Consider the following 21,321-nt stretch of genomic DNA (forward strand, 5'->3'; position numbering starts at 1 on the left):
CGGCTTATTCCGGGCCGCGCAGCACCGCCAGCGGGGCCTGGTCCAGCACCCGGCGCGTCCCCAGCCAGCCGGCCAGGGCGATCCCCAGCGTGCCGCCCCCGATCCCGTAGACGAAGGTCAGGGGATTGACGCTGTAGTCGAACTCGAACACCTGCCAGGCGAGCAGGGCGCCCACTGCCGTGGCGATCACGGCCGCGAGCAGCCCGGCCAGCAGGCCCAGGGTCCCGAATTCCGCCAGCAAGCCGTTGCGAATGTGGTGGCGACGTGCCCCGAGGGTGCGCAGCAGGGCGGCCTCCCGTCGTCGGACGTCGCGGGTGGCCTGGACCGCGGCGTAGAGCACGGTCAACCCGGCGATCAGGGTGAACAGGAAGACGTATTCGACCGCCCGCGTGGCCTGGTCCATCACATCGCGGACCTGCGCGAGGATGGCGCTGACGTCGATGGCCGATACGGCGGGGAACTCCCGCAACCACTGGTTCTGGGCGCTGCGCTGGTCTTCGGGCACGTGCATGGCCGTGATGAAGGTCCGGGGCTGCTGGTCCAGCAGCGGAGGCGGGCCGATGACGAAGAAATTCACCTGGAAGCTGTCCCAGTCGACCTCGCGGACGCTGGTGATCGGACTGCGGATGGGCTGCCCCCCAACCCGGAACGTCAGGTAGTCGCCCAGTGCCAGGTCGAAGCGTTCCATGAGTCCGGCCTCCACCGACCAGCCCCGGTCGGGATCCTGCCCGGCCTCGCCGAACCAGTGTCCGTCGACGATGCGATTGTGCGCCGGCGGGGTGTGCGCATACGACAGGTTGAATTGGCGATCCACCAGTCTTCGGTCGCGATCATCGTCAAAATCCTGCGGATGAACGCGTTCGTCGTTGATCTCGATCAGGCGGCCGCGGATCATCGGGTCGAGTTGCGGGCGTTCGAGGCCGGCCGCCTCGACCCGGTCGGCGAAGGCCTGCTCCTGGCCCGGCTGGATGTTGATGAAGAACTGGTTGGGGGCGTCCTCCGGGATGCTGGCATCCCAGGCCTCCAGCAGGTCGACGCGCACGATCGCCAGCAGCAGCAGGGCCAGGATCCCGACACTGAAGGCCACCAGTTGCACCGCGCTGAGGCCGCCGCGCCGGGACAGGTTGGCCAGCCCGAAGCGCAGGGCCATGCCGCCGCGGTTGCGCAGAGGCCTCAGGGCGAGCACCAGCCCCATCCCGAGGACGGCCAGCAACGCGATGGCCACCGCGGTGCCGATCAGGACCCAGGCGGCGAGTTGCGGGTCGGCGGCCTGCCAGTAGAGTAGGCCGCCGAAGGCGAGCAGTGCGAGGGCGCCGGAGAGCCATACCGAGGTGGGCGGCAGGCCCAGATCGCGGCGCAGGACGCGCAACGGCGAGACCTGGCCAATGCGCAACAACGCGGGGAGGGCGAAGCCAACGGCGGTAATCAGTCCCACGCCCAGGCCGGCGACCAGTGGCCGTGCTCCCGGAGGAGGGAGGTCTCCGTCAAGCCAGCCGCCGAGCAGGGACGCGAGGACGAACTGCGCGGCGAAGCCAAGGGCGAGCCCGACAGCGCTGGCCAGCAGGGCGACCAGCAGCACCCGGCCGAAGTAGGTCAGCAGGACCTGGCGGCCGCTGGCCCCCAGGGCGCGCATCACGGCCGCCGGGTCGGCGCGGCGCTGGGCGAAGTGATGGGCCGCCACGGCGATCGCGGCCCCGGCCAGTAGCACCGCCATCAGCGAAGCGAGCCCGAGGAAGCGCTCGGCGCGCTCGATGGCGGTGCGCAGCTCCGGGTTCGCATCGTCCAGGCCCAGGAGGCGTTCCCCGGCCTCCAGGTCGTCCCCCAGCCAGTCGCGGAAGGCGGCAATCTCCGCACTCGGTCCGGCGGCAAAGAACTCGTAGCGCACCCGGCTGCCGGGGCCGATCAGTCCACTGGCATCCAGGTCGTCGAAGGCGAGCATCAGACGCGGCGCGATGTTCAGCAGATTGCTGCCACGGTCGGGTTCGTGCGTGAGGATGCCGGTGACCTCCAGATCCAGGTCACCGACCTCGACCCGGTCGCCCACCTGAAGCCCCAGGGCCTCGAGCAGGGTGGATTCCAGCCAGGCGGTACCGGGTTGCGGCCCGCGTTCGCGCGGTTGTTCCTCGCCGTCCAGTCCCGAGCGGGTGCGGGCCTCGCCTTTCAACGGCCAGCTGGGCTCGACCGCGCGCAGGGCCGCCAGGCGCGACTGGTCGTCCTTGCCGAAGACCACGCTGGGCAGCGAGGCGGTGCGCGCCGTGTCCAGCCCGCGGTGCGCGGCTTCGTCGGGCCAGCCCGCCGGCAGCGGGTTGTCACTGACCACCGCAAGATCACCGCCGAGGAGGGCGGTGGCCTGCTGGGCCATCCCGCGATCCACGCGATCGGTAAAGAAGCCGACGGCCGCGACCGCGGCGACCGCGACGACCAGCGCCGCGGCCAGTACCCGCAGTTCGGCGGAGCGCCATTCCCGCCAGGTGCCGCGCAGCAGCGCGCGCAGGGGGTTGCGGCCCTGCCCCCGGGTATGGATGTGGCTTGCCGTCATGCCAGCACGCCATCCTGAATGGAGATGATGCGGTCGCACTGCGCCGCCAGTTCCGGATCATGGGTCACCAGCACCAGTGCGGTGGCGGGCCCGTCGCCGTCCGGATGCCGGGCCAGGCCGAACAGCAGCTCGATGATGCGCTGCCCGGTCTTGCCGTCGAGATTCCCGGTGGGCTCGTCGGCGAACAGGACCGCCGGGTGGTCGACAATGGCGCGGGCAATGGCCACCCGTTGCTGCTCGCCCCCCGAAAGCTGGTGCGGGTAATGCGCGGCGCGTTCGCCAAGGCCCACGCGCTCCAGGGCCTGGCTGGCCCAGCGGTTCAGGGTGGCCTGATCTTCGCCGGCATGGGCCGGGTTCAGCTCCAGTGGCAGCAGGGCGTTCTCCAGGGCCGTCAGCGCCGGGAGCAACTGGAAGGACTGGAACACGAACCCGACCCGGCCGGCGCGCAACGCGGCGCGGCCATCCTCGTCCAGTTCGCTGATGGTCCGGCCCAGCAGGCGAACTTCTCCCGCGCTCGGGGCGTCCAGACCTGCAAGGAGCCCGAGCAGGGTGGACTTGCCCGATCCGGAGGCGCCGAGGATCGCGACCGTCTCGCCAGCCTGGACCGCCAGCGATATGCCGCGCAGGATGTCCAGCGGCCCGCTGGGTCCGTTGATCCGCTGTTCGATGTCCCGGGCCTCCAGTACATATGACGAGGATGCATCCATGTTGCGTATTCCGTTGGTCGTGATGGGCTTGATCGCGTTGCTATGGAGTCCCGTTGCGCCCGGGAATTCCCCGGAAGACGAAAATCGCTCCGCCGAGCCGCTGCGAATCCTGGTGTTCGGGGATTCGTTGAGTGCGGCCTATGGCATGCCGGAGTCTGCCGGGTGGCCGGCCCTTCTGGAAGAGCGCCTGGCCGAGCGCGAGCGGGAATGGGTGGTGGAAAACGTCTCCATCAGCGGTGACACGACAGCCGGCGGCCGGGCGCGGCTGCCAGAGGTACTGGAGCGGATGGACCCGGCCCTGGTGATCCTGGCCCTCGGGGGTAATGACGGCCTGCGGGGCCTGGCACCGTCGGCCATGCGGGAGAACCTGGAGGCGATGGTGGACGCGATCGACGCCGCAGGGGCCGAGACCCTGCTGCTGGGCATTCGCATCCCGCCCAACTACGGGCGGCGCTACACCGAACGCTTCGAGGCGGTCTTTGCCGACCTGGCGGCCGCGCGGAATCTGGCCTTCGAGCCATTCTTTCTCGAGGACGTGCTGCTGGAGGACGGAATGCTGATGGATGACGGCATTCACCCCAGCGAGGCGGCGCAGCCGCACCTGCTGGATGCCGTGTGGCCACGCCTGGAACCCATGGTGGAGGAGGCCGAGGCGCGCAAGCCGCCACGCGGTGACCGCGCGGCCGGGTAAAGCCCGCGATTCGCCTCAGTCGGCCAGCAGCGCCCGCAACTCCGCCACAACGTTGTCCGGAAGCAGTTGCCGCAGGACGGGATGCAGGTCGCGCTCGACCTCGGACAGCAGGGAAAGGGTGCGGACCTCCGAGTGCCGGCAGAGCGGATTGCCGTACTGGTTGGCCTGGATGCTGCGCCGGGAGCCCATGCTCATCAGGGCCACGCCGGGCAGCCCGCGCGGGCCTTCGTCGAGGACCTCGACCAGTTCCACCATGCAGCCATCCACTTCGCCCTGGATCCCGATCAGCGGGGCGAGGCGATCGATCATGCGGCTGGACTGTTCGGTCGTCAGCATGGCCATTGGCCTACCTTACGACCGTTGCGGTCGCGGCGCTAGGGGGAATCCCGACGGCCTGCGAGAGAAATGGTGTCCCCGGCAGGATTCGAACCTGCGACCTGCCCCTTAGGAGGGGGGAGGGGTGTGTAGAAATAACGGCAAATATAGGGCAATCTGACGGCTCTTGCCACAATCCTGCCACATTGAAGCCCGAAAATGGCCACTATTCGACGACGCCCCACCGGCAAATGGGAAGCCCAGATACGCCGGCTGGGCCAGCCCTCGATCACCCGGACGTTCGCCGCCCGTGCCGACGCTGAGAAGTGGGCGAGGGCGACCGAGCGCGAGATGGACACCGGCCAGTTCCTGCCGCGTACCGACGGGGAGCGGACCACGGTGGCCCATGCGTGCGAGCGCTACGCGCGCGAAGTGCTGCCCCAGAAGAAGTCCCGCCGGCAGATCGCCTCCGACCTCACGCGCCTGATCGACGAGTGGGGGCCGCACTCGCTCATTGCGCTCACTCCCGACCGGATCGCGGCCTACCGGGACCGTCGGCTGCAGACCGTCTCGGGCGACCAGGTGAGGAAGGAGCTGGGGCTGCTGGGGCGCATCTATCGGGTGGCGATGACCGACTGGGGCATCCATGTACCCCATGGCGCACCAACGGATCGTGTGCGTCTCCCTCCGGCGGGGCGAGGTCGCGAACGCCGGGTGTCGGACGCCGAACTGGATGCGATCCTGGCCGTTACCGGGTCACGGGAGCTGCCGAGTCTGTGCCGCGTGGCGGTGGAGACGGCCATGCGACGCGGCGAGCTGACCGCCCTGACGTGGGAGCATGTCGATCTGCGCCGTCGGGTAGTACACCTCCCGGAGACGAAAAACGGACAGGCGCGCGACGTCCCGCTCTCGACGCGAGCGCGGGATGAGCTGGCCGCGCTCCCGCGCCGACTGTCGGGGAGGGTATGGGGCCTGACACCCGATGCGGCCAGCCGGGCGTTCGGCCGCGCGGTGCAGACGGCAAGGGCGCGCTATGTCGAGACCCAGGGGGCGGCTGGGGTCGCGCCTGACGCCGATTGGCTGGTCGGGGTGCGCCTGCACGACCTTCGCCACGAGGCGACCTCACGCCTGTTCGAGCGGGGCCTGTCAATCGTTGAGGTGTCGGCTATTACCGGCCACACTGACCTGGCCATGCTGCGTCGGTATACGCACCTGCGCGCCGACGATTTGGTAGAGAGGCTTGGCTAGGCGGGTAGGGAGGTTTGCCATGTCATCATTGTCGATTGTCATCATATGGACCACGCTGGCCGTAGTGGCTGCATACGGGGTTTTCATGGTGGTGGGGTGGCTGGCCGAGAGGCTGGTTTGCAGTCGGTGAAGACTTGATTTGTGTGCCTTGGGCTGAGGACGCTTAATATGCGAGACCTAGGGAACCTGGGCGAAAGTACATTTGCCAGTCTTTGCCATGCGTCAGGCATGGTTGCCAACAAGTCTGATATTGACCGGATGGGATGGGACTACATCGTGGAGTTCATGTCTCTACCGGAACATCGTGCTGATGACCTTCACAGGGCAAGACCCGAATTCAAGGTGCAGGTTAAGGCGACCGACGGTAACGCTCGTAAGCTTTCTATCCCGCTCTCAGTTATTCGTCACCTTGCTATCGACCCGCTTCCTGCATTTATTGTTTTCTTGGAGTTTGGCGGGGCTAATTTGCCGCAAAACATTTTTGTCGTGCATGTAGGCAAGGACGTGATCTATCGAGCGCTATCCGGCGTACGTAAGGCGCTCGACAAGAGCCCGGACGATAATCTGAGAAAAAAATCAATACTCATCAAATATAATGAAGAGCATGTGCTTGAAGAAGTTGATGGCAACCGCTTGAGAGAGCGTTTCGAGAAATATATAGGCGAGAGCTTTGAAGACTATCACTCATGGAAGCAGTCGTACTTAAAAGAAGTAGGTTATGATGATGGCGCCGGACAGATTAGCTTTACCACGTGTGGTGAATGTAATCTGCAACGCTTGGTGGAGGCGTCTGTAGGTCTGGATACCGAGGTTCCGGTTGTTTCTGTCACAGGGTTTCAGAAACGGTTTGGTATTCAAGACAAGACACCCTTCCTAAGCTCGAAAGAGGGTAGCCTGAAGGTGTTGAAGGCCGAGCCATCGGCGGTTGGTGAGCTGAGATTCAGGGAAGGAAAGCTATCTATTGGGCACGGATTCCGAGTTGAACTTTTTGGCTCAGTTCTTAACCCTATGGTTCCTGAAACGATGGCTCGCGTAAGAATGCAGGGTGACTGGTTTGAGATAGTAATGAATCCATTTACAGGGGCGGCCAAATTTAATTTCTCCGTAGATCGTCAGGTTCGTAGCGCGATAGGAGAGGTGAAAGCGCGTTTAGAGGTATTGAGGCTTTTGACTTCCGGAAGTGATGAGGTGAATTGGAGATTGTCTCTTCCGGATGGTAGGGAGCTTGGCGGCCCGGTGGGTTCTACAGCTAGCGACTTTGAATTTTCTGAAGAGTTGGATTGCTTAAGGTGTGTGTGGCGCTTGATTTCGTTTTTCGAAGTGACAGAGGATGTCGCGGTTTCTTTGGACGAGTTGCTGATCGGCCGTGACGGGATCTGTTCTTTCGCTACGTTGGTGCTCGACGATGCTCCGGCAATGGTGGTCGAGTTTTCTCTAGAGGAAGGTGACGAAGAGGTAGGAGATCAAGCCGTACTAGTGGATTTTTTCGAGGCTGCGGTGGGTAGCCACGTTTTCGGGGCGATTTGCTCATTTTTCGGAGGTCCGGTTATGCACGAAAAAGGGGTTTATAGTTTTTGTTCGGAAAACGTGCGTATTGAAAAAAAGATTTTTGCTCGTAGAGATGGATCGGTGTCTATTGAAGAGCTCAGAGGAGCGATAAATGAGGCGGCAGAACCGTACGTTTCCGATTTCATGGTTGTGAAAGGCGGTCTGGCTGGCTAGCGTCCGGTCGCTGTGGATTGGATGAGGCTCGCTGAATTTCCAACGGAACGATCGGCGTTCTTGGCTTTCGTGCGATAGGAGGAGAAGTTAGGAAGGGAGCTTGGGGTAGGGAGAGGGCACGGTAAACCGCCTGAGTGCTTTGCCCAGACCCGTTGAGCTCTCCGCAGCATCTTTGCCGTCTGGGTTCTAACACCCGAGTGCATGGGTCGGCGGAGCAGGGTGTCGACGTAGGCACGTAGACGCCTAGGGTCGCCGTTCCGGCCTGCGGCCTGGGCCAGCTCGGTCAGGTAGTTAGTGCACTCGCGCTCCGCTTGCGGCGTGAGGCACCACGTCCATCGGGCGCCCCCGCCATGCTGTCGGGGCCGGGTCAGGTACATGCACACATAATCGCCCCACGTCAGACGCTCTGAGCGAGCGTCACACAGTGTTTCTTCGTCCTTCACCCGGCCGGTTCCGGCCTCGGTGACCAGTAGCACCCAGCGGACCATCTCGCCCCGATCATCCGGCGGCAGCCCAGCTCCGATCAGGAGTGCGGCGCATCGGCCTCGTCGTTTGCGGTGCTGACGGGCAGCAGGGGATATATCGACCTCGTAGATGCGCCGGAACTTCGCGACTAGTCGATCCCATTTGTCCTCGCGCACCACGCCTGTGGTGTAGAGCGGATAGCCCCGAGCGATGGAGCGCAGTATGGCGCGCTGCGCCTCGGCCTGGGAGGCATATATATGCCGCATCGTCCCTCCGTTGGTCACATCTTGATTCCGCAAGTATTACATACAGCGGATGCTGTGGTTTCATCGCGTTCTGATTGTACATTGCACTTCAGCGGCAACCTCTGGCCGGCGCACCCTGTTGTCACGGTTACAGGCACTGTGACTGTGAGTGTAACTGTCACTGTTACAGTGACAGTTACTTCGACTGTGACTGTGCCTGTCGCTGTAACAGTGACTTATACAGTCTATCCAGGGTCTTGGCGGATGGCGCGCGGACGGTTTTCTTGTCGAGCGGAAGCGGGAATGCGTTATACATTGTAATTCACCGATGGTTGAATTCGGGTGGTTTAAGTTGCTGATGCAAAAACAATATAGCACGGCAGCATCATTATGCAGTTAATGTTCCTATGCAGATGCCGGGTGGGTTGCGGATTTCCGGCAATACCCACCACACGGAGGCTGCGCATTAGCCGCAGCCAGAGTCGGCCACCGGGACTCGGTGGGCGGCCGCGATATTGGCTAGGCACCGCGCGGCTGGCCGAGCGTTGGCGGCCTCCTCGGCGGCTCCCATAGGGAGCGGCGGAGGAGGCCGCCAACCTCAACACGCCAGCCACGCCGCACATACGCCACGGGCCGTATGGCCCCCGGGGATCGCCAATCCCCAGGACGTCGGCCGCCAACCGACGTCTAGTGCTACTTAGCGCCCACCCGCGGGTAATTCCGCTCACTGGGTGCGAGGGAGGCCCCGTGGACTAATCCCGGCTTGCCAGCCGGACTAACCCCACGGGTCTATCCCATCCATGACATCGATGTACCGATGTTGGGCGACCAGGGCACGGGCCAACCGGGGACCGCGCGTGCGCGCGCGAGAAACGGGAAACCCTGCCTGGGGCAAGAGGTGGTGAAGCCCACCCCACGGGGTGCGGGAAACCGCGCAACGTGTGCCACACACGCGGGCCGTCCACGCCAGTAGCGATGCTGGCGTCGCCGTCATACGACGAGTGTCGTAGGGGCGGCGGTGTACCTCGATGTGATCCGGGTCGCTCCGGGGAGCATCGTGGATAGGCGGGAGCGTAAGCGTGTAAATGCGCCGTGCAGGCGCTATGTGGAGATATCAGAGCCGACTAGGGTAGAGACCTGCGAAAACTCAAAGGACACACATCCGTAAGAGAGCCGTTGTGGAACATTGGGCCTCCGAAATCCCGGGGATGCGCCGGGTGATGGTAGATGTGTGCTGACGAGGGTTTAGGCGCTGATATTGATGACTGCCCCAGGAGAACTGGGCAAAGGGCCGAGAGGGTCGGTGTAGTGGCATACACCGGCACGGAGCTAACGACTCCGCTAATCCTCGACGCCCCGAGAGCGTTCCGCGATCAGGCAATGAACCACGATCTCGAAAGGATCGAGGGAGTTTTACTTTTCTGTCGGGAAAGTAAAACACTCCGGGTTGGCACCCGGAGGCCGAAAGCGGGAGGTAGCACGATGGTGTATTACCCCATCCTGGCGGATGGGTGTCACGTTCCTATATGGATCGTGACGTGTGGTGAGCATCGGGATCGGGTTGGCCCCCGATCCCGAAAAGAGTGTAGTGAGGCTTGGCGGCCTTATTTTTTCCAATGAATGATATGGAGGATATACCATGATGTACGACGTCGATACGACATAGATGTGCGATCGCACACGACGACCACGCCCGTAGTCATTGGCTGCGGGCAGCTTTCCCACTCCAGGCATTGCCTGGAGTGGGGATTTTCGATTTTGGAGTTGACACGCAGGCCGCGCATTTTTTATATTTGAGTTGTGGCCTGCGGTCACATTGTTACGCACCGCTCCTCGAAGACCGGTGGTTGCAAGCGAAATGCCAGCTCTGCGGCTTTGTAGCGGAGACTGAAAATCACCGCCCTGCGGGGTGGTGGCTATGCTCCCGGCTCCGGCTGGGAGTTTTTTTTGGCCAAGAATCGTTACCGGGATACCGATGGGGGCGGCGCTGGAACTCTGCCGCCTGGCGGCGCATCGTGGTACGACACAGCGTGATCTCCTGATCGAGCTGATCGAGGCCGAGTCGGCCCGCGTGACTGAGGGAATGTCCGATGCCGACTATGCCGAGTACCTGGACGCCGCGCCCCGGTAACGGAATGGAGGGAGGAGGGGACCATGCAACATCCGAGCTACCCAGTCCGCCTCTCTCGCGACGTAGACGGGCGCTATCTGGCGACCTGCCGGGACGTGCCGGAGGCCCTGACGGACGGTGCCTCCGAGGCCGAGGCGCTGCGTGAGATGATCGACGCTCTGTGCGTCGCGATAGCGGGGTATCGTCACGCCGGGCGTGACCTACCGACACCGACGCGCGCACAGGAGGGCGAGACCGTAGTGCGCGTGGCCGTGGACTGAGACGGTGCGGCCCGAGGCATCGGCACCCACTCCCCCCCGCCCCTCGCCCAGGCGAGGGGGGCTGCTCGCCGCGAGGCAGGGGTGCGGGGTCGCTCCGCTCAACCCGCACCCCCGGTCGAGCGTGGGGTCGCTACGCGGCCGTACAGGGTCCGCTACGCCCTCCGGGCGGCCCGTGTCCTCGCTGCGCTGCGGTCCGCGCCAGCCGCCCTCCGGCCCTGGACAGCCGCTCCGCTGGGACACGACCGCTCTCAGGGGGACAAATACCCCCTCCGGTAGGGGAGGCCGCCTTCCAACAGGGCGGTTCGCCGCCCTCAAGGGGACAAATACCCCCTCTAGTGGGATACGACTATGAACCTGCAATACACCGATACCCTGATCGGCCGCCAGGGCCGTCGCATCCCGGTCAGCATCCAGGTTGACCGGAACAATCGCCCGCTCCTGCTGAGCGTCGTGGCGTTCGCCCGTGGCCGCCCGGTGCCGATGGGTCACTACGCCGTGCGAGACGGCCGTGTGGAGACCTACACCAGCCCGGATGAGCTACCCCTGCGCCAGAGGATCGTTCTGGCCGCAGGCGCCGCCTTGGGCCTCCTGTACGTCCCGGATCGCTACGAGGTGCTGGACGGTCTGCGCCAGGCGCACCAGGCATTCGACCTGACCCAGCGCAGCCCGGACATCGAGGACTTCACGGCTCATCCGGGGCTGCCGGAATCCGCTGACTCGGCTGATGATGCCTATGTTGCCCAGCTCGCGGCCCAGGAAAGCACGGTATCGCCCGGAGGCGTGTTCCAGCAGATGAGCCGCGAGAGCGACGAAGCCCTATACGGCGCCCTCACTCCGCAGGAGATCGCGCACGAGAGCGACGTGTTGCACGCCTACATGATGGGCGCGATGAATGGGCCGATGCCTATGAGGGAGAGTGGGTCCGATGTGGAGCTAGTGCACGACCCTCACTTGGGAGGGTGGCCGGACCAGTAACCTCGCTGGCCCGGCTCTCTCTTTACCGCCCTCGGCCCGGAGGGCGCGGCCCCTGGTTGCGCTTCGCCTCGATCATTTTCTCCTGGGCATCCTCGCGCCAATCCGATTGGGCGCTTCCCTGCTGCTGATCGGCGCGATCCTGCCGCTCGCCCCGGAGACGATCTTCCACGGCCGCACGCTCACTTCCCCCGCCTCCTGAACTGGCCCCATCGCCCTGATAGACCAAGGAGCGGTCGGCGCCCGGCTTCAGCTCCAGGCCACCGTTCTCGCCCACGCGCCAGTCGCCCAAGGTGCTCGGCGCCTGACCTCCGATGTTTTCGATCGCAATGTCGCGGGCACCGTCATGTTGGCCCTGGAGGTCTTGGCGTCCTGCGCGCACGTTGCCTTCGACGCCGGTGATTCCTCGGCCCTCAGCGTCGTCCGCGAGATCGTTCCGCGCCCCGCTGCCGAAGTCGCGGGCCTGATCCGCCCCCGGAACACCCGAGGCATAGCCTCCGTAAGCGGCATTGACGTTGTTTTGCGGGGCTCCCGCAATGCCAACGCCGAAGTACCGGCCCGCGATCTCCTCGCTGTTCTCCCGAATCATCCCCATCAGTGCGCGGCTGTCTGCGCTGTCACCGCCATCGTTGGCGTTGGCGATCATGCGCTGGAGGTTGGCTTCACCGACCTTCGGCGCCAGGGTGCTGTAGATCGCTCCGTCGAGCTTGCCACCCACGGAAAGCCCGTCCTTCTCGACGCGCGACTGGAGTTCAGACCAGGACTGCGATTCCTGAAGGGAAGCACCCATGCGCTGCGACGCATCCCGCGTCTCAGCCACACCGGCCGAGCCCAGCATGGCGAAGGAATCCCCGAACCGCTCGGTCTGGGTATTCCCCACGCGCTCTCCAACCTGCCGAATGTAGTCGTCCGACACCTGATACTCCTGCGACCGCGCCACGGTCTCGGCTTCCGAGACCGCGCGCTGGGCCTGCTCCTGGGACAGGCCTCGCGCCGCCAAGGAGGCTTGTGCGCGTGCGGACACGACCGAGCCAGGGAGGCCAGCAGCGATGGAGTGGGATATTTCGCTGACTGTCGCACGCATGTCGGATTCCGAGACCTCCGCGCGCTCTGCGGCTTCCCGTACCAATCCTTCCCGCTGCCCATACGCCTGCTGGTACTTGAAGGATTCATCGCTGCTCAGCCCCATATCCGAGGCCATGGCTCGATCCCCCACCAGATCATTGAGCTGGGACTGCTGGGCAGCCGTGCCCTGAACCCGCTGGTCGAAGGCAAGGGCCTGTTCCTGCGCCGCTTGCTGGGCGCGCTGAGCCTGGGTCTGGATGCCCGACTCCAACGTACCCTGAGCGGACGCAGAGACATTCCCGAGACTCGTTGCGCCGGGGCTCGCGTTATAGCTCGCCTGCCCACCTTCGCTCATGCGGGAGACACCACCGGCGGCGGTGACCTGCTCGACGGTGCCGGAGCCATAGCGCATGTTGGGCGCGGTGTTGATCTGGTTGGCGCTGGACGTGTTCACCTGCGAGGTATCCCACGACACCGAGCCGGACTGCATCGAGGCGTCCGTCAGGGACGCGCCCGAGCGGGTCGCCGCCTGCGACATGGGCTGGTTCAGGCTCGACGCCACGCTCGCCCCGATCATGGCCCCGCCACGGATCATCATGTAGGAGATCATCGGGATCGTGAGCGCCATGTACCCGGCCAGCGCCACCATGTCGGAATTGGCGTAGGCGACCGAGGATATGGTCTCCATGGTCAGCCCGGAGCTGCCGTCGCTCATTTCGGCCATACGCTGCGACTGCGGCGCTCCGTACCAGTACATGATGGAGTTCAGCACCGCGTACATCGGCGGCCAGAGCTGAATCCACATCATCACAAGGATGTACTGGCCCAGCACCGACAGCCAGGCCGGGGTCAGCATGAAGATCATAATGACCGGGAACAGGGCATACAGCAGGGCCTCGATCACCGCGCGCATCACCGGCAGGGTGCGCGAGGCCATGTTGCCCATCAGCATGTAGGTGTTGCGCTGGGTCTGCTCGGCCTGAGCGGTGAAGATCGATTGCGCCAGCGCGGCATTGTCCGTCTCTGTGACCCCCTGTGCGAGGGCATCCTGCATCGCATTGATCGTCATCGCCTGGCGGGTGAGGGTCGCGGCATCCTGGTTGATCCCGAGCATGTCCTGGCCGGTCACACCCCCGACGGAGGCCAGGTAGCGCGCCGCCGCATCATCAGCATCGCACTGCGGCCAGATCGCGCCACCGTGCGAGCGCGCAATGGCCTGGATCGCGGGCGCTCCGTCGCCCGTGATCTCCGGCGTCAGCTCGTTCCCCAGTTCCCGACAGGAGAGGACGCTGCCATCGCTACGCGCGACCCAGCGGTTATTCGGGAGCTGGGAGCTGATCGTCTGCCACAAATCGGTCGAACGCGCCGCCTCGTCCAGCGGTATCCATCCGCGCGCGATCATCGGCATCACGCACGACGACATCAGCGAGGTCATGTCCGAGGACAGGCGCATGTCCGTGATCCGGCTCTGCGTCACCGTCCGCGCCATCTGCGACCCGAACAGCATCCCGTTCTGTGCGTACTGCTGATCGCCCGGCAGGCTGATGTACTGCTCATAGAGGCGCGTGATCCCGTCCCCGATGCCCGAGGTGACGTAGCCGAATGCCGCGATCCCAACGGGAACGCCGGTCACGATCGCCGGGGGCGCCGTCCCGCACCCCGACTCGATCCGGTCGATCACGGCCACGTCCACCTTCGGCACCATCAGACCCAGGTAGATGAACCCGAACCCGAGGAACCACGACCAATCGACCTGCAATGACCCGCCGCGCGCGTTCTTGAATGCCGCAAGCATCACCCACACGATCCCGACCACACCGGCAATCCGCGCGAGCGTGACCCAATCGCTGCTCCCCGCGAGAGCGGAGAGCGAGGTGAGCGTCTGCTGGACGTAGGAGCCCGAGCCGTAGGTGATGATCTCCAGTGCCATGCTCGTCTCCTTATCGCGCCAGTTCCTGCGCGAACTTGATCCGCTGGGCCATGCTCGGGCTCATGCGGGCCTCCATGATCGACTTGAGGTCGCGCTGCATCCGGATGAACTCCTGCATCCCGCCTGCCTGACGCATTGCGGCCTGGTAGTCGCGGTGCGCGCGATCCATGACCTCCGCTACGACGAGCGAGATTTCGCGGCGCTGGGCCTCGCCCATCTGGCCGCCAGGCATATTGGCCGCGCCCATCAGGGCCGAGCGCGCCCGGGGAAGGAACTGCTCCAGCCAGCGGTACATCACCTCCGCGACCACGACATCGGTGTACATCTCGGCGGTGATCCCCGGATAGCCCGCATCCGTTTCAGCCTGAATCATCTGGAAGATCGGCAGGCGCGACAGGGCCAGCACGAGGGTCGCGTCGTCCGAGAACCCGATATGGGTCGCGCTCGGCGGCTGCTGGACCGCATCCATGATCTCCTCGATCGCGCGCGTCACCCGGATGCGGATCGGATTGGCATCGCTGGCATCTACCTCCCGCTCGTAGGGGCGCAGACACCCATCGTCCGGGTCGGAGCAGGCGAGCAGCGTCACCGCCCCAGCGGAGTGCTCACCCGACTCGGTGATCTCCGTCCACGTCGTGGTCGGCGGCACGACCTGATCGAGTGCGGAGTCCTCGTAGTCGCCCTCCGGCCACACCACGGTGCCCACCAGCGACATCACCACCTCGATCATGTCCTCGTCCTCCAGCCCTCCATTGCGGAGCGCCTGCCACACGACATTGCCTCGCAGGGCCATCTTGAGGGCGTCGCCATCATCCTGCGGCTGGCCGTCGTCGTTCAGGGGGTTCAGCAGGCCCCAATCCCACTCCTTCTCCGATCCGCACTCGAACCTAGACGCGAAGGTGTCCGACGCCATCGATTCGCCGTCGCGCCACCGCTCGCAGATCGACTCCCGCATCCCCATCGCGCCCAGGGCACCCCGGTTAATGTCCACGGCCGTCTGGCAGGAGTCGATGTTGAACTGGTTGGCCTTGTTGGCCCAATCCTGCATCTGCTTCATCAGGGCGCCGAGCTGCGGCGAGAGGGAGTCCAGCGCCAGGTAGAACGCCGTCGATACCGCCTGCGAGCCGACCTGCCGGGCCATCGCCACGATCTGATCCATGTTTATGAAGCTGAACCCGCCCAGGAAGGCGTCGATCCCGCCGCAGCCGAACTCGGCGCGCGGGGCCTGAATCTGAATCGGCTGGTAGTACCGGGTGCCGGTGCGCGCGGTGAGCTGGCCGAAGTTGACGAACCCGGCCGACTCCGACTGATAGAACCCCGGTTCGTTGACGGTATAGGAGTCGAGGAACGAGTCCATCGCATCGCCGATATCGGCGGAGGCGGGCGCGGTGACGGTGAGCCCAGCGGCCAGTAGGGCGGCGGGCAGGGTGCGGATGATCGGTGTCATATCGTGTGTCCTGTGTCTGTGCGGTCTGCGGCTGCGTGTCGTCGTGTATGCGCCCCGATCACGGGCGGGGCGCGGGGATGGGGGGGTGCCAGGGTCGTGCAGGGCCTCTGTGCGCCCGTCGGGCGCGCACGGCGCGGGGATACCCGGACGGCGGGACGGTGACCGGCGGCCACGATGGCCGTGATGTCGTGATGTTCTGCGGCGCACTGCTGTCCCTCGACCCCGCTCCCGTCCTCCGCGGAGACGCCTTTCGCGCCCATGGGCGCTGGGTCGCGCGCGAGACGTGCCCGTCCCCCGGTCGTCGGGATGGCCCCCAGGTACTTCGGGCCGCGCAGCGGCCCCAGGCCGCCGCCGCAGGCGGCGGGGCGAAGGGAGCGCAGCGACCGGAGGGCAGGCGCGCGCGCAGCGCGCGATCGAGGCGCGTAGCGCCGAGCGAGACGGGGCGCGCTAGCGCCTTCGGCCAGCCCCGGGATTAGAAACGAATTAAAAACCGTATTAGCGGCACGGGGGGGAGTCCGGTAAGGCATTGATACAAAATGCGAAATAGCCACTTCTGGGCCTGTGGATAGGCACAGCCATCCCACCCTCGCGTAACCGCTATCCCACCTTCGCGTAACAGCTATCCCACCCTGCGTAACAGCTATCCCACCCTGTGCGTAACAGCTATCCCACCCTCGCGTAACAGCTATCCCACCCTGTGCGTAACAGCTATCCCACCCGGGACACGTCCAGCGCCCGGGGGTCATGCCCATACCCCCGGGGTACGGGTGACCTGTACGAGGCCGCGATCATCCATCCGCCACGACCATCCGGCGACATCGCATACCCGAGCGAGCGCACCCGGGAGTCGCTGACGCCATACGCGGGGGCTGATCGCCGCGCCGGACAGCTCCCGCAGGTACTCGGGACGGACGGGATGTGGCTCCCTATGGGACGCGTAGTGGCGGTAGAGCCAGTGCGCCGTCGGGTGGGACCGCAGAGCTGCGATCTGATCGGCATCGAGGCGGGTGTACTGAGTCGGCCCGTACAGGGCGACCAAATCGGGGTGCATATCCACGGTGTACTCGCGCGTGACCCGATCGACCCCGCTCGGCCCGATGAGCTGGCCCCGGTAGATGGTCGTACCGTCACCGCCGATGACATGCACCATCGTCGGCGTGAGGCGGTCGAGGACGCGATCGAGCCATCGGCGGTCGGATGTGCCGGTACTCCTGCCGATCTCTCGCAGGAGGCGGCCTGGACGGAACCGAATACGGTCGGGCAGCTCGCGTTCGGGCGCGGCCTCGCGCGCCCAGTAGTGGACGCACTGATCCCAGACCTCTGAGTCGGCCATGTCGAGTCGCTCGCCGGTATAGACGATCCGGGTACTGCCCTGGCTCGCCAGCACCTCGTCGTGCATATAGGCGCGCCTGCCCCGACGGACGATGCCGAACAGCGAGGATCGGATGAGCCAGTTGGAGACGCCGCGCTGGCTGTCTGCCCACGTTGGGGGCTGAGCCGGTGGCTCCGAGGCTCCGGCGGTGGCGTGGTTGTGTTGGGCGTCTATGTCGTGGGCTCGACGACGGGAGCCCGCCATCTGCTGGAGTCTTTGGAGCCGCCCCGTCAAGGCGTCGTCCGCGGCATGTCGCATACCACCCATCACGCCCCCCTCCCGGCCAAGCGCACGGCCTCGATGGCGGCCTCGATGTGCGCGGGGTGCTTGCGGTTTTTCGGACGGCGGCGGCTCCGATCCTCCTGGGTGGCCGGGAGCACCTTCGGCGCGGTGTTCGGCGTCATCATCCATACCCGGAGCGCGCCCGGCGTCGTGAAGGTCTTGCCGCCGATCTGGCGGCACGGCAGCTCGTGCTTGTGGCGGACGACCCAATCCACCGAGACGCCGAGCACGTCGGCGATGGTAGGCAGGCCGCTGATGATCTCATCGTCCGCGTACTGGCGCGGACCCTCGGTATCGGTATGGTCGGACATACGGTCACCTGTGATGCAGGTGGCCGGGGACCCGTGCGTGTCTACGTGTGATGTGGTGGCGCCGGGTGACCCCGGCCTGGCGATACGGATGCCGCGCGCGGAGCGCGGCGCGTCGTCAGGCTGGGGTTACGCGCGAGGAGGCTGGTCGGAGTCGTCGTGGCGATCCGGCGGGGTGGGGGTGGTGTCGTCCGTCCCAGGGGAGGGGATGCCTACGGTGGACGGGGGACGAGCAGGACGGATGGCGCGGGCCATCGCGGCATAGCCGCGCCCGCCGTGCATCGCACCCGCCACGCCGCCGCCAATCAGGATCATCACTGCGGCGACGGCGAGATCGAGGACGTCCGCTCCGGTCGCTGCGCCACCGGCCAGCAGGCCGATGGCAATGACCGCGAGCGCCCCGGATACGACCCACTGCCACCCCGGGAGAGCGCGGGCGCGCGCTGCGGCGCGATCGCACCATTCCGCGACGGCGCGGCGGTGGGCGTATGTGGCCGGTGTGGTCGTCATGGATACAACTTTGCCACAGTGCGCCATCGCGCGCAATGCCATACCGACACGTAACTTCCTGTTCCTCATGAGAATGTGGAGCATTGTGGCGGGCGGTTCCTGCCACACTCATGCCACAGTGAGGAGGCCAATTCGTGCGTATTTCTGCGGATTGGCCCGATGGGCGGGGTTGGATAAGTGTCGGAAATAGCGGGAAAAGATGGTGTCCCCGGCAGGATTCGAACCTGCGACCTGCCCCTTAGGAGGGGGCTGCTCTGTCCAGCTGAGCTACGGAGACCCGGGAATCTGCCGGATTTGGGCTTCGCGATCCCGCCACGCTTGCGACGATCACCGAAACCCGACAGAGGTCTGGCGCGAGAGTATAAGCGCCGGGTGCGGAGAGGCCCAAACGCGCTTACTCGTCCGGGCCGTATTCCGGCTCCAGCCGGTGATGGGCCCAGGCGAGGAAGTCGTCCAGTGTGGCGCGGTCTTCACCCGGGGCCTCGGGGCCCGCCAGGTGGCGGTAGATCACCTGCGCCCCGTCGCGCCGGAGCACGCGGCGAACCGCCCAGTCGGCGTCCGTTCCACCGTTGCTGAAGCAGGCCCCGGGCTGGATGGCCTCCGGGGTGATCGGGTCGGGGTGCTGGTGATGGCGGCGGGCCAGCAGGTACACGCGTGCCAGATCGTCCTCGGTCAGATCCAGATACAGGTTCATCTCGCGCATGGCGTGCTCGAGATCCTCGCGGCCGAGACCGGCCCGCTCCAGGGCCGCCAGCGGGCTTTGTTCCGGGCTTTCGGGGGACGGGGTCAGGCTCGCGGGATAGCGGCGCCAGGGGAACGGGTAGTTGATGATGACGGCCACCATCAGCATGACCCCGACACTGGTCAGCACAGGGTGCAGCAGGAACCACGGCCCCAGGGCCGTGACCGAGTCGCCGCCCACGACCGCATAGAGCGCCGTGGCCCCGCCAGGGGGATGCAGGCAGCGCAGGTAGTGCATCAGCCAGATGGCGAGGCCCACGGCGACGGCGGCGGCCAGCAGGGGGTGGGGCAGCAGGTCGCGTATCAGTATCCCTACGATGGCGGCAACGCCATGACCACCGAGCACGTTCCAGGGTTGCGAGAGGGCGGCATGCGGCGCGGCGAACAGCAGGACGGCGGTGGCGCCGAGGGAGGCGAGGATCAGACCGTTGATGCCGTTGTCGGTTACCGAGGCGGCGACCTCCAGCGACAGGTAAAGGCCGATCATCCCGCCCATCAGGGCAATGAGCTTGTCCCAGTGATTGGTGGTGTCGAGGAAGTCGCCCAGCAGGGACCCGCGTCCGGTACGCACACCAGCCTCCTTAAAGTGCAAGTGTTGCGCATCTTCTATGGGGGGTCGCGCGGGCGTCAAGTGGCCCTGCGGGCTCGCGGAATGCGGGTGGGGCGTCGGGTATCAGTACGCCTCGGCCTCGAGGATCAGTGACACGCGCCGATTCTCGGCGCGCCCGCCCGGTGTTTCGTTGCCCGCCACCGGCAGCGTGTCGGCGCGCCCGACCGCGCGCAGCCGCGAGGGCTCCAGCCCCTGCGCGACCAGATGCCGCACGACGCTACTGGCGCGCGCCGCGGACAGTTCCCAGTTGGAGGGGAAGCGCTCGGTCGCGATGGGGACGTTGTCGGTATGCCCCTCTACGGTGATGAGGCCCGGGTGGTCCGCCAGGATGGTCAGCAGTCCTTCCAGGAGCGTTGCGCCGTCCGAACGCAGATCGGCCTGGGCGGTGGCGAACAGGATCTCGTCGCGGATGCGCAGTTCCAGACGCCCGGGTTGCTCGACGATATCGACCCCCTCCGGGGCCCGATCCCGTAGTTGATCGGCATCGGCGCCGGTTCCGGTTGTTTCGGCGGACGTTTCGGGGGTCGCCGGGTCCTCGGCGACGCTGTCGTCGAGGTCGGCAAGACCGAGCAGCGTGGGGTGGACCAGGGGCTCGACCAGCGCGCTGCGGTCGGGATGCGCCAGCGCGACGGGGCTGGCGGACACCGCGCGGGGATCGTCGTCGCGCGGGTCCATGAAGGTCAGCAGGATGACGAAGACGACGATGACCAGGGTCAGCACGTCGAGGTAGGTGAGGATCCAGGCGTGTTCGTCGTCGCGCTGGCGTTCGCCGGGGTAGGAGGCGAGAAATGCCTGTTCCGGGCGGGTCGCCGCGTGGGCGTCCATTTCGGCCTGCAGCGCGGCGCGCTCCGAGGTGGAGTAGGCGGGGCCGGGCATGGTTCAGCGACGCTCGTTCGACGGGTCCGGGTCCCGTGGGTCCGCGGCGGGTTCTTCGTCCCCGTTGGGGGCGGCCTGGCGGATCTCGTCGCTGTGGTTCTCCATGAACGAGCGCAGGGTCTCGCGGATGTATCCGGGCGAACGGCCCTTGCGCATGAGCATGATGCCTTCCAGCACCATGGTCATGAGGACCACGCGCTCCTCGGTCCGTCGCTCCAGCTTGATGGCGATGGGGCGAAACACCAGGTTGGCCAGGAGGATGCCGTAGAAGGTGGTGATCAGCGCGATGCCGAGGTTGACCGCGATCACGGTAAAATCGTCGCTCTCGGTCGTCAGGAGGAGGTTGATCAGCCCGATCAGGGTGCCGAGCATGCCAAAGGCCGGGGCATAGGTGGCCATGGTCCGGAACATCTGGGCGTCGGCCTGTTCGCGGGCGCGCAGGCGGGCCATGCGCCAGTTCAGCAGGTCGGAGACGTCGTCCATCGGGGTGTCGTCGATGACCAGCTGGATGCCGGTGCGCAGGAACGGGTTGCGGATCTGGTCCAGGCGGTCCTGGATGCGCTGCAGGTTTTGGGAGAACCAGTAGCGCGAGACCTGCACGATTTCCTCGAGGTCCTGGCTGGCGTCGTAGCGTTCCTCGCGGACCGCGTTGGCCCCGGCGCGGAAGACGCGCATGACCTCGTGGAAGGGGTAGCTCATCAGGGTGGCCGCAATGGTGCCGCCCACCACGATCCCCAGTCCCGGCAGGTTCAGGAAGGCGTCGAGGTCCTGGGAGGAGAACGCGATGACACTGCCGAACACCAGCAGGCTGCCGAGGATGCCGAGCAGGGTGGAGAGATTCATGCGAGGTTCCGAGGATGGCCTGGCGCAAGGATAAAGCACGGC

General features: G+C 65.7%; 17 protein-coding genes and 1 tRNA gene. 6 read left to right on the forward strand and 12 right to left on the reverse strand.

Features of this window, described 5'->3' with window-relative positions; all coding sequences use genetic code 11:
* Positions 1 to 4: 4 nt before the first annotated feature.
* Together F627_RS0105545 and F627_RS0105550 are read right to left on the reverse strand one after the other, a co-directional pair.
* On the reverse strand, positions 5 to 2,539 hold the full coding sequence (locus F627_RS0105545) for an ABC transporter permease (protein ID WP_019583518.1): 2,535 nt from the start codon (positions 2,537 to 2,539) through the stop codon (positions 5 to 7).
* Positions 2,536 to 3,246, reverse strand: coding sequence for an ABC transporter ATP-binding protein (locus F627_RS0105550; protein ID WP_018875510.1), 711 nt, complete (start codon positions 3,244 to 3,246; stop codon positions 2,536 to 2,538). The genes F627_RS0105545 and F627_RS0105550 overlap by 4 nt, the downstream gene beginning before the upstream one ends.
* Here F627_RS0105550 and F627_RS0105555 point away from each other — a divergent pair.
* Complete coding sequence (locus F627_RS0105555) at positions 3,245 to 3,937, forward strand: arylesterase (RefSeq protein ID WP_019583519.1); 693 nt, start codon at positions 3,245 to 3,247, stop codon at positions 3,935 to 3,937. The genes F627_RS0105550 and F627_RS0105555 overlap by 2 nt on opposite strands.
* A gap of 15 nt (positions 3,938 to 3,952) precedes the next feature.
* Here F627_RS0105555 and F627_RS0105560 read toward each other — a convergent pair whose 3' ends face one another.
* Positions 3,953 to 4,279 carry a hypothetical protein gene (locus tag F627_RS0105560; protein WP_018866355.1) on the reverse strand — a complete coding sequence of 109 codons (327 nt, stop codon included), beginning with the start codon at positions 4,277 to 4,279 and terminating at the stop codon, positions 3,953 to 3,955.
* Between the two features lie 372 nt (positions 4,280 to 4,651).
* On the opposite strand from F627_RS0105560, the gene F627_RS0105565 reads away from it, so the two are divergent.
* From F627_RS0105565 to F627_RS0105590, 5 genes are all read left to right on the forward strand, one after another.
* Entirely contained in the window at positions 4,652 to 5,500 is an 849-nt protein-coding gene (locus tag F627_RS0105565; protein WP_231370136.1) for a site-specific integrase, read from the forward strand.
* A 228-nt stretch (positions 5,501 to 5,728) separates the two neighbouring features.
* A complete protein-coding gene (locus tag F627_RS16895; protein ID WP_155987099.1) occupies positions 5,729 to 7,222 on the forward strand; it encodes a hypothetical protein in 1,494 nt (497 codons plus the stop codon).
* Between the two features lie 2,685 nt (positions 7,223 to 9,907).
* Entirely contained in the window at positions 9,908 to 10,063 is a 156-nt protein-coding gene (locus F627_RS16900) for a hypothetical protein (RefSeq protein ID WP_019583523.1), read from the forward strand.
* A 23-nt stretch (positions 10,064 to 10,086) separates the two neighbouring features.
* A complete protein-coding gene (locus tag F627_RS0105585) occupies positions 10,087 to 10,323 on the forward strand; it encodes a type II toxin-antitoxin system HicB family antitoxin (RefSeq protein WP_019583524.1) in 237 nt (78 codons plus the stop codon).
* A gap of 348 nt (positions 10,324 to 10,671) precedes the next feature.
* Positions 10,672 to 11,298, forward strand: a complete 627-nt coding sequence (locus F627_RS0105590) for a hypothetical protein (RefSeq protein WP_019583525.1) — start codon at positions 10,672 to 10,674, stop codon at positions 11,296 to 11,298.
* A gap of 22 nt (positions 11,299 to 11,320) precedes the next feature.
* Here the strand turns inward: F627_RS0105590 and F627_RS0105595 are convergent, their stop codons facing one another.
* The 9 genes from F627_RS0105595 to F627_RS0105635 all read right to left on the reverse strand — a co-directional run bounded on the left by F627_RS0105595 (position 11,321) and on the right by F627_RS0105635 (position 21,279).
* Entirely contained in the window at positions 11,321 to 14,290 is a 2,970-nt protein-coding gene (locus F627_RS0105595) for a conjugal transfer protein TraG N-terminal domain-containing protein (RefSeq protein WP_019583526.1), read from the reverse strand.
* A 10-nt stretch (positions 14,291 to 14,300) separates the two neighbouring features.
* Positions 14,301 to 15,737 (reverse strand): conjugal transfer protein TraH, encoded by a 1,437-nt coding sequence (locus F627_RS0105600; RefSeq protein ID WP_019583527.1) that lies wholly within the window; start codon positions 15,735 to 15,737, stop codon positions 14,301 to 14,303.
* A gap of 742 nt (positions 15,738 to 16,479) precedes the next feature.
* Entirely contained in the window at positions 16,480 to 17,376 is an 897-nt protein-coding gene (trfA, locus tag F627_RS0105605) for a plasmid replication initiator TrfA (protein ID WP_019583528.1), read from the reverse strand.
* The gene (locus F627_RS0105610) at positions 17,376 to 17,702 is read right to left on the reverse strand and encodes a hypothetical protein (protein WP_019583529.1); all 327 of its coding nucleotides are present in this window, start codon (positions 17,700 to 17,702) and stop codon (positions 17,376 to 17,378) included. Before F627_RS0105610 ends, trfA begins: the two co-directional genes overlap by 1 nt.
* A 126-nt stretch (positions 17,703 to 17,828) precedes the next feature.
* Positions 17,829 to 18,209 (reverse strand): hypothetical protein, encoded by a 381-nt coding sequence (locus tag F627_RS0105615; protein ID WP_231363077.1) that lies wholly within the window; start codon positions 18,207 to 18,209, stop codon positions 17,829 to 17,831.
* A 200-nt stretch (positions 18,210 to 18,409) separates the two neighbouring features.
* Positions 18,410 to 18,486: transfer RNA gene (locus F627_RS0105620), tRNA-Arg, on the reverse strand.
* A 117-nt stretch (positions 18,487 to 18,603) separates the two neighbouring features.
* Positions 18,604 to 19,521 carry an HPP family protein gene (locus F627_RS0105625; protein ID WP_019583531.1) on the reverse strand — a complete coding sequence of 306 codons (918 nt, stop codon included), beginning with the start codon at positions 19,519 to 19,521 and terminating at the stop codon, positions 18,604 to 18,606.
* A 102-nt stretch (positions 19,522 to 19,623) separates the two neighbouring features.
* Positions 19,624 to 20,436, reverse strand: coding sequence for an OmpA family protein (locus F627_RS0105630; RefSeq protein ID WP_019583532.1), 813 nt, complete (start codon positions 20,434 to 20,436; stop codon positions 19,624 to 19,626).
* Between the two features lie 3 nt (positions 20,437 to 20,439).
* Positions 20,440 to 21,279, reverse strand: a complete 840-nt coding sequence (locus F627_RS0105635) for a motility protein A (RefSeq protein ID WP_019583533.1) — start codon at positions 21,277 to 21,279, stop codon at positions 20,440 to 20,442.
* Positions 21,280 to 21,321 lie beyond the last annotated feature (42 nt).

The organism is Thioalkalivibrio sp. ALE16 (assembly GCF_000381305.1).
In the GTDB taxonomy this organism is placed as follows: Bacteria; Pseudomonadota; Gammaproteobacteria; order Ectothiorhodospirales; family Ectothiorhodospiraceae; genus Thioalkalivibrio.

Bases quoted from the DNA above. Each gene is read 5' to 3' on its own strand.
- F627_RS0105560 (WP_018866355.1), bottom strand. From the start codon at position 4,279: ATGGCCATGCTGACGACCGAACAGTCCAGCCGCATGATCGATCGCCTC.
- F627_RS0105545 (WP_019583518.1), bottom strand. From the start codon at position 2,539: ATGACGGCAAGCCACATCCATACCCGGGGGCAGGGCCGCAACCCCCTG.
- F627_RS0105550 (WP_018875510.1), bottom strand. From the start codon at position 3,246: ATGGATGCATCCTCGTCATATGTACTGGAGGCCCGGGACATCGAACAG.
- F627_RS16900 (WP_019583523.1), top strand. From the start codon at position 9,908: ATGGGGGCGGCGCTGGAACTCTGCCGCCTGGCGGCGCATCGTGGTACG.
- F627_RS0105635 (WP_019583533.1), bottom strand. From the start codon at position 21,279: ATGAATCTCTCCACCCTGCTCGGCATCCTCGGCAGCCTGCTGGTGTTC.
- F627_RS0105600 (WP_019583527.1), bottom strand. From the start codon at position 15,737: ATGACACCGATCATCCGCACCCTGCCCGCCGCCCTACTGGCCGCTGGG.
- trfA (WP_019583528.1), bottom strand. From the start codon at position 17,376: ATGGGTGGTATGCGACATGCCGCGGACGACGCCTTGACGGGGCGGCTC.
- F627_RS0105555 (WP_019583519.1), top strand. From the start codon at position 3,245: ATGTTGCGTATTCCGTTGGTCGTGATGGGCTTGATCGCGTTGCTATGG.
- F627_RS0105610 (WP_019583529.1), bottom strand. From the start codon at position 17,702: ATGTCCGACCATACCGATACCGAGGGTCCGCGCCAGTACGCGGACGAT.
- F627_RS16895 (WP_155987099.1), top strand. From the start codon at position 5,729: ATGGTTGCCAACAAGTCTGATATTGACCGGATGGGATGGGACTACATC.
- F627_RS0105615 (WP_231363077.1), bottom strand. From the start codon at position 18,209: ATGACGACCACACCGGCCACATACGCCCACCGCCGCGCCGTCGCGGAA.
- F627_RS0105595 (WP_019583526.1), bottom strand. From the start codon at position 14,290: ATGGCACTGGAGATCATCACCTACGGCTCGGGCTCCTACGTCCAGCAG.
- F627_RS0105590 (WP_019583525.1), top strand. From the start codon at position 10,672: ATGAACCTGCAATACACCGATACCCTGATCGGCCGCCAGGGCCGTCGC.
- F627_RS0105585 (WP_019583524.1), top strand. From the start codon at position 10,087: ATGCAACATCCGAGCTACCCAGTCCGCCTCTCTCGCGACGTAGACGGG.
- F627_RS0105630 (WP_019583532.1), bottom strand. From the start codon at position 20,436: ATGCCCGGCCCCGCCTACTCCACCTCGGAGCGCGCCGCGCTGCAGGCC.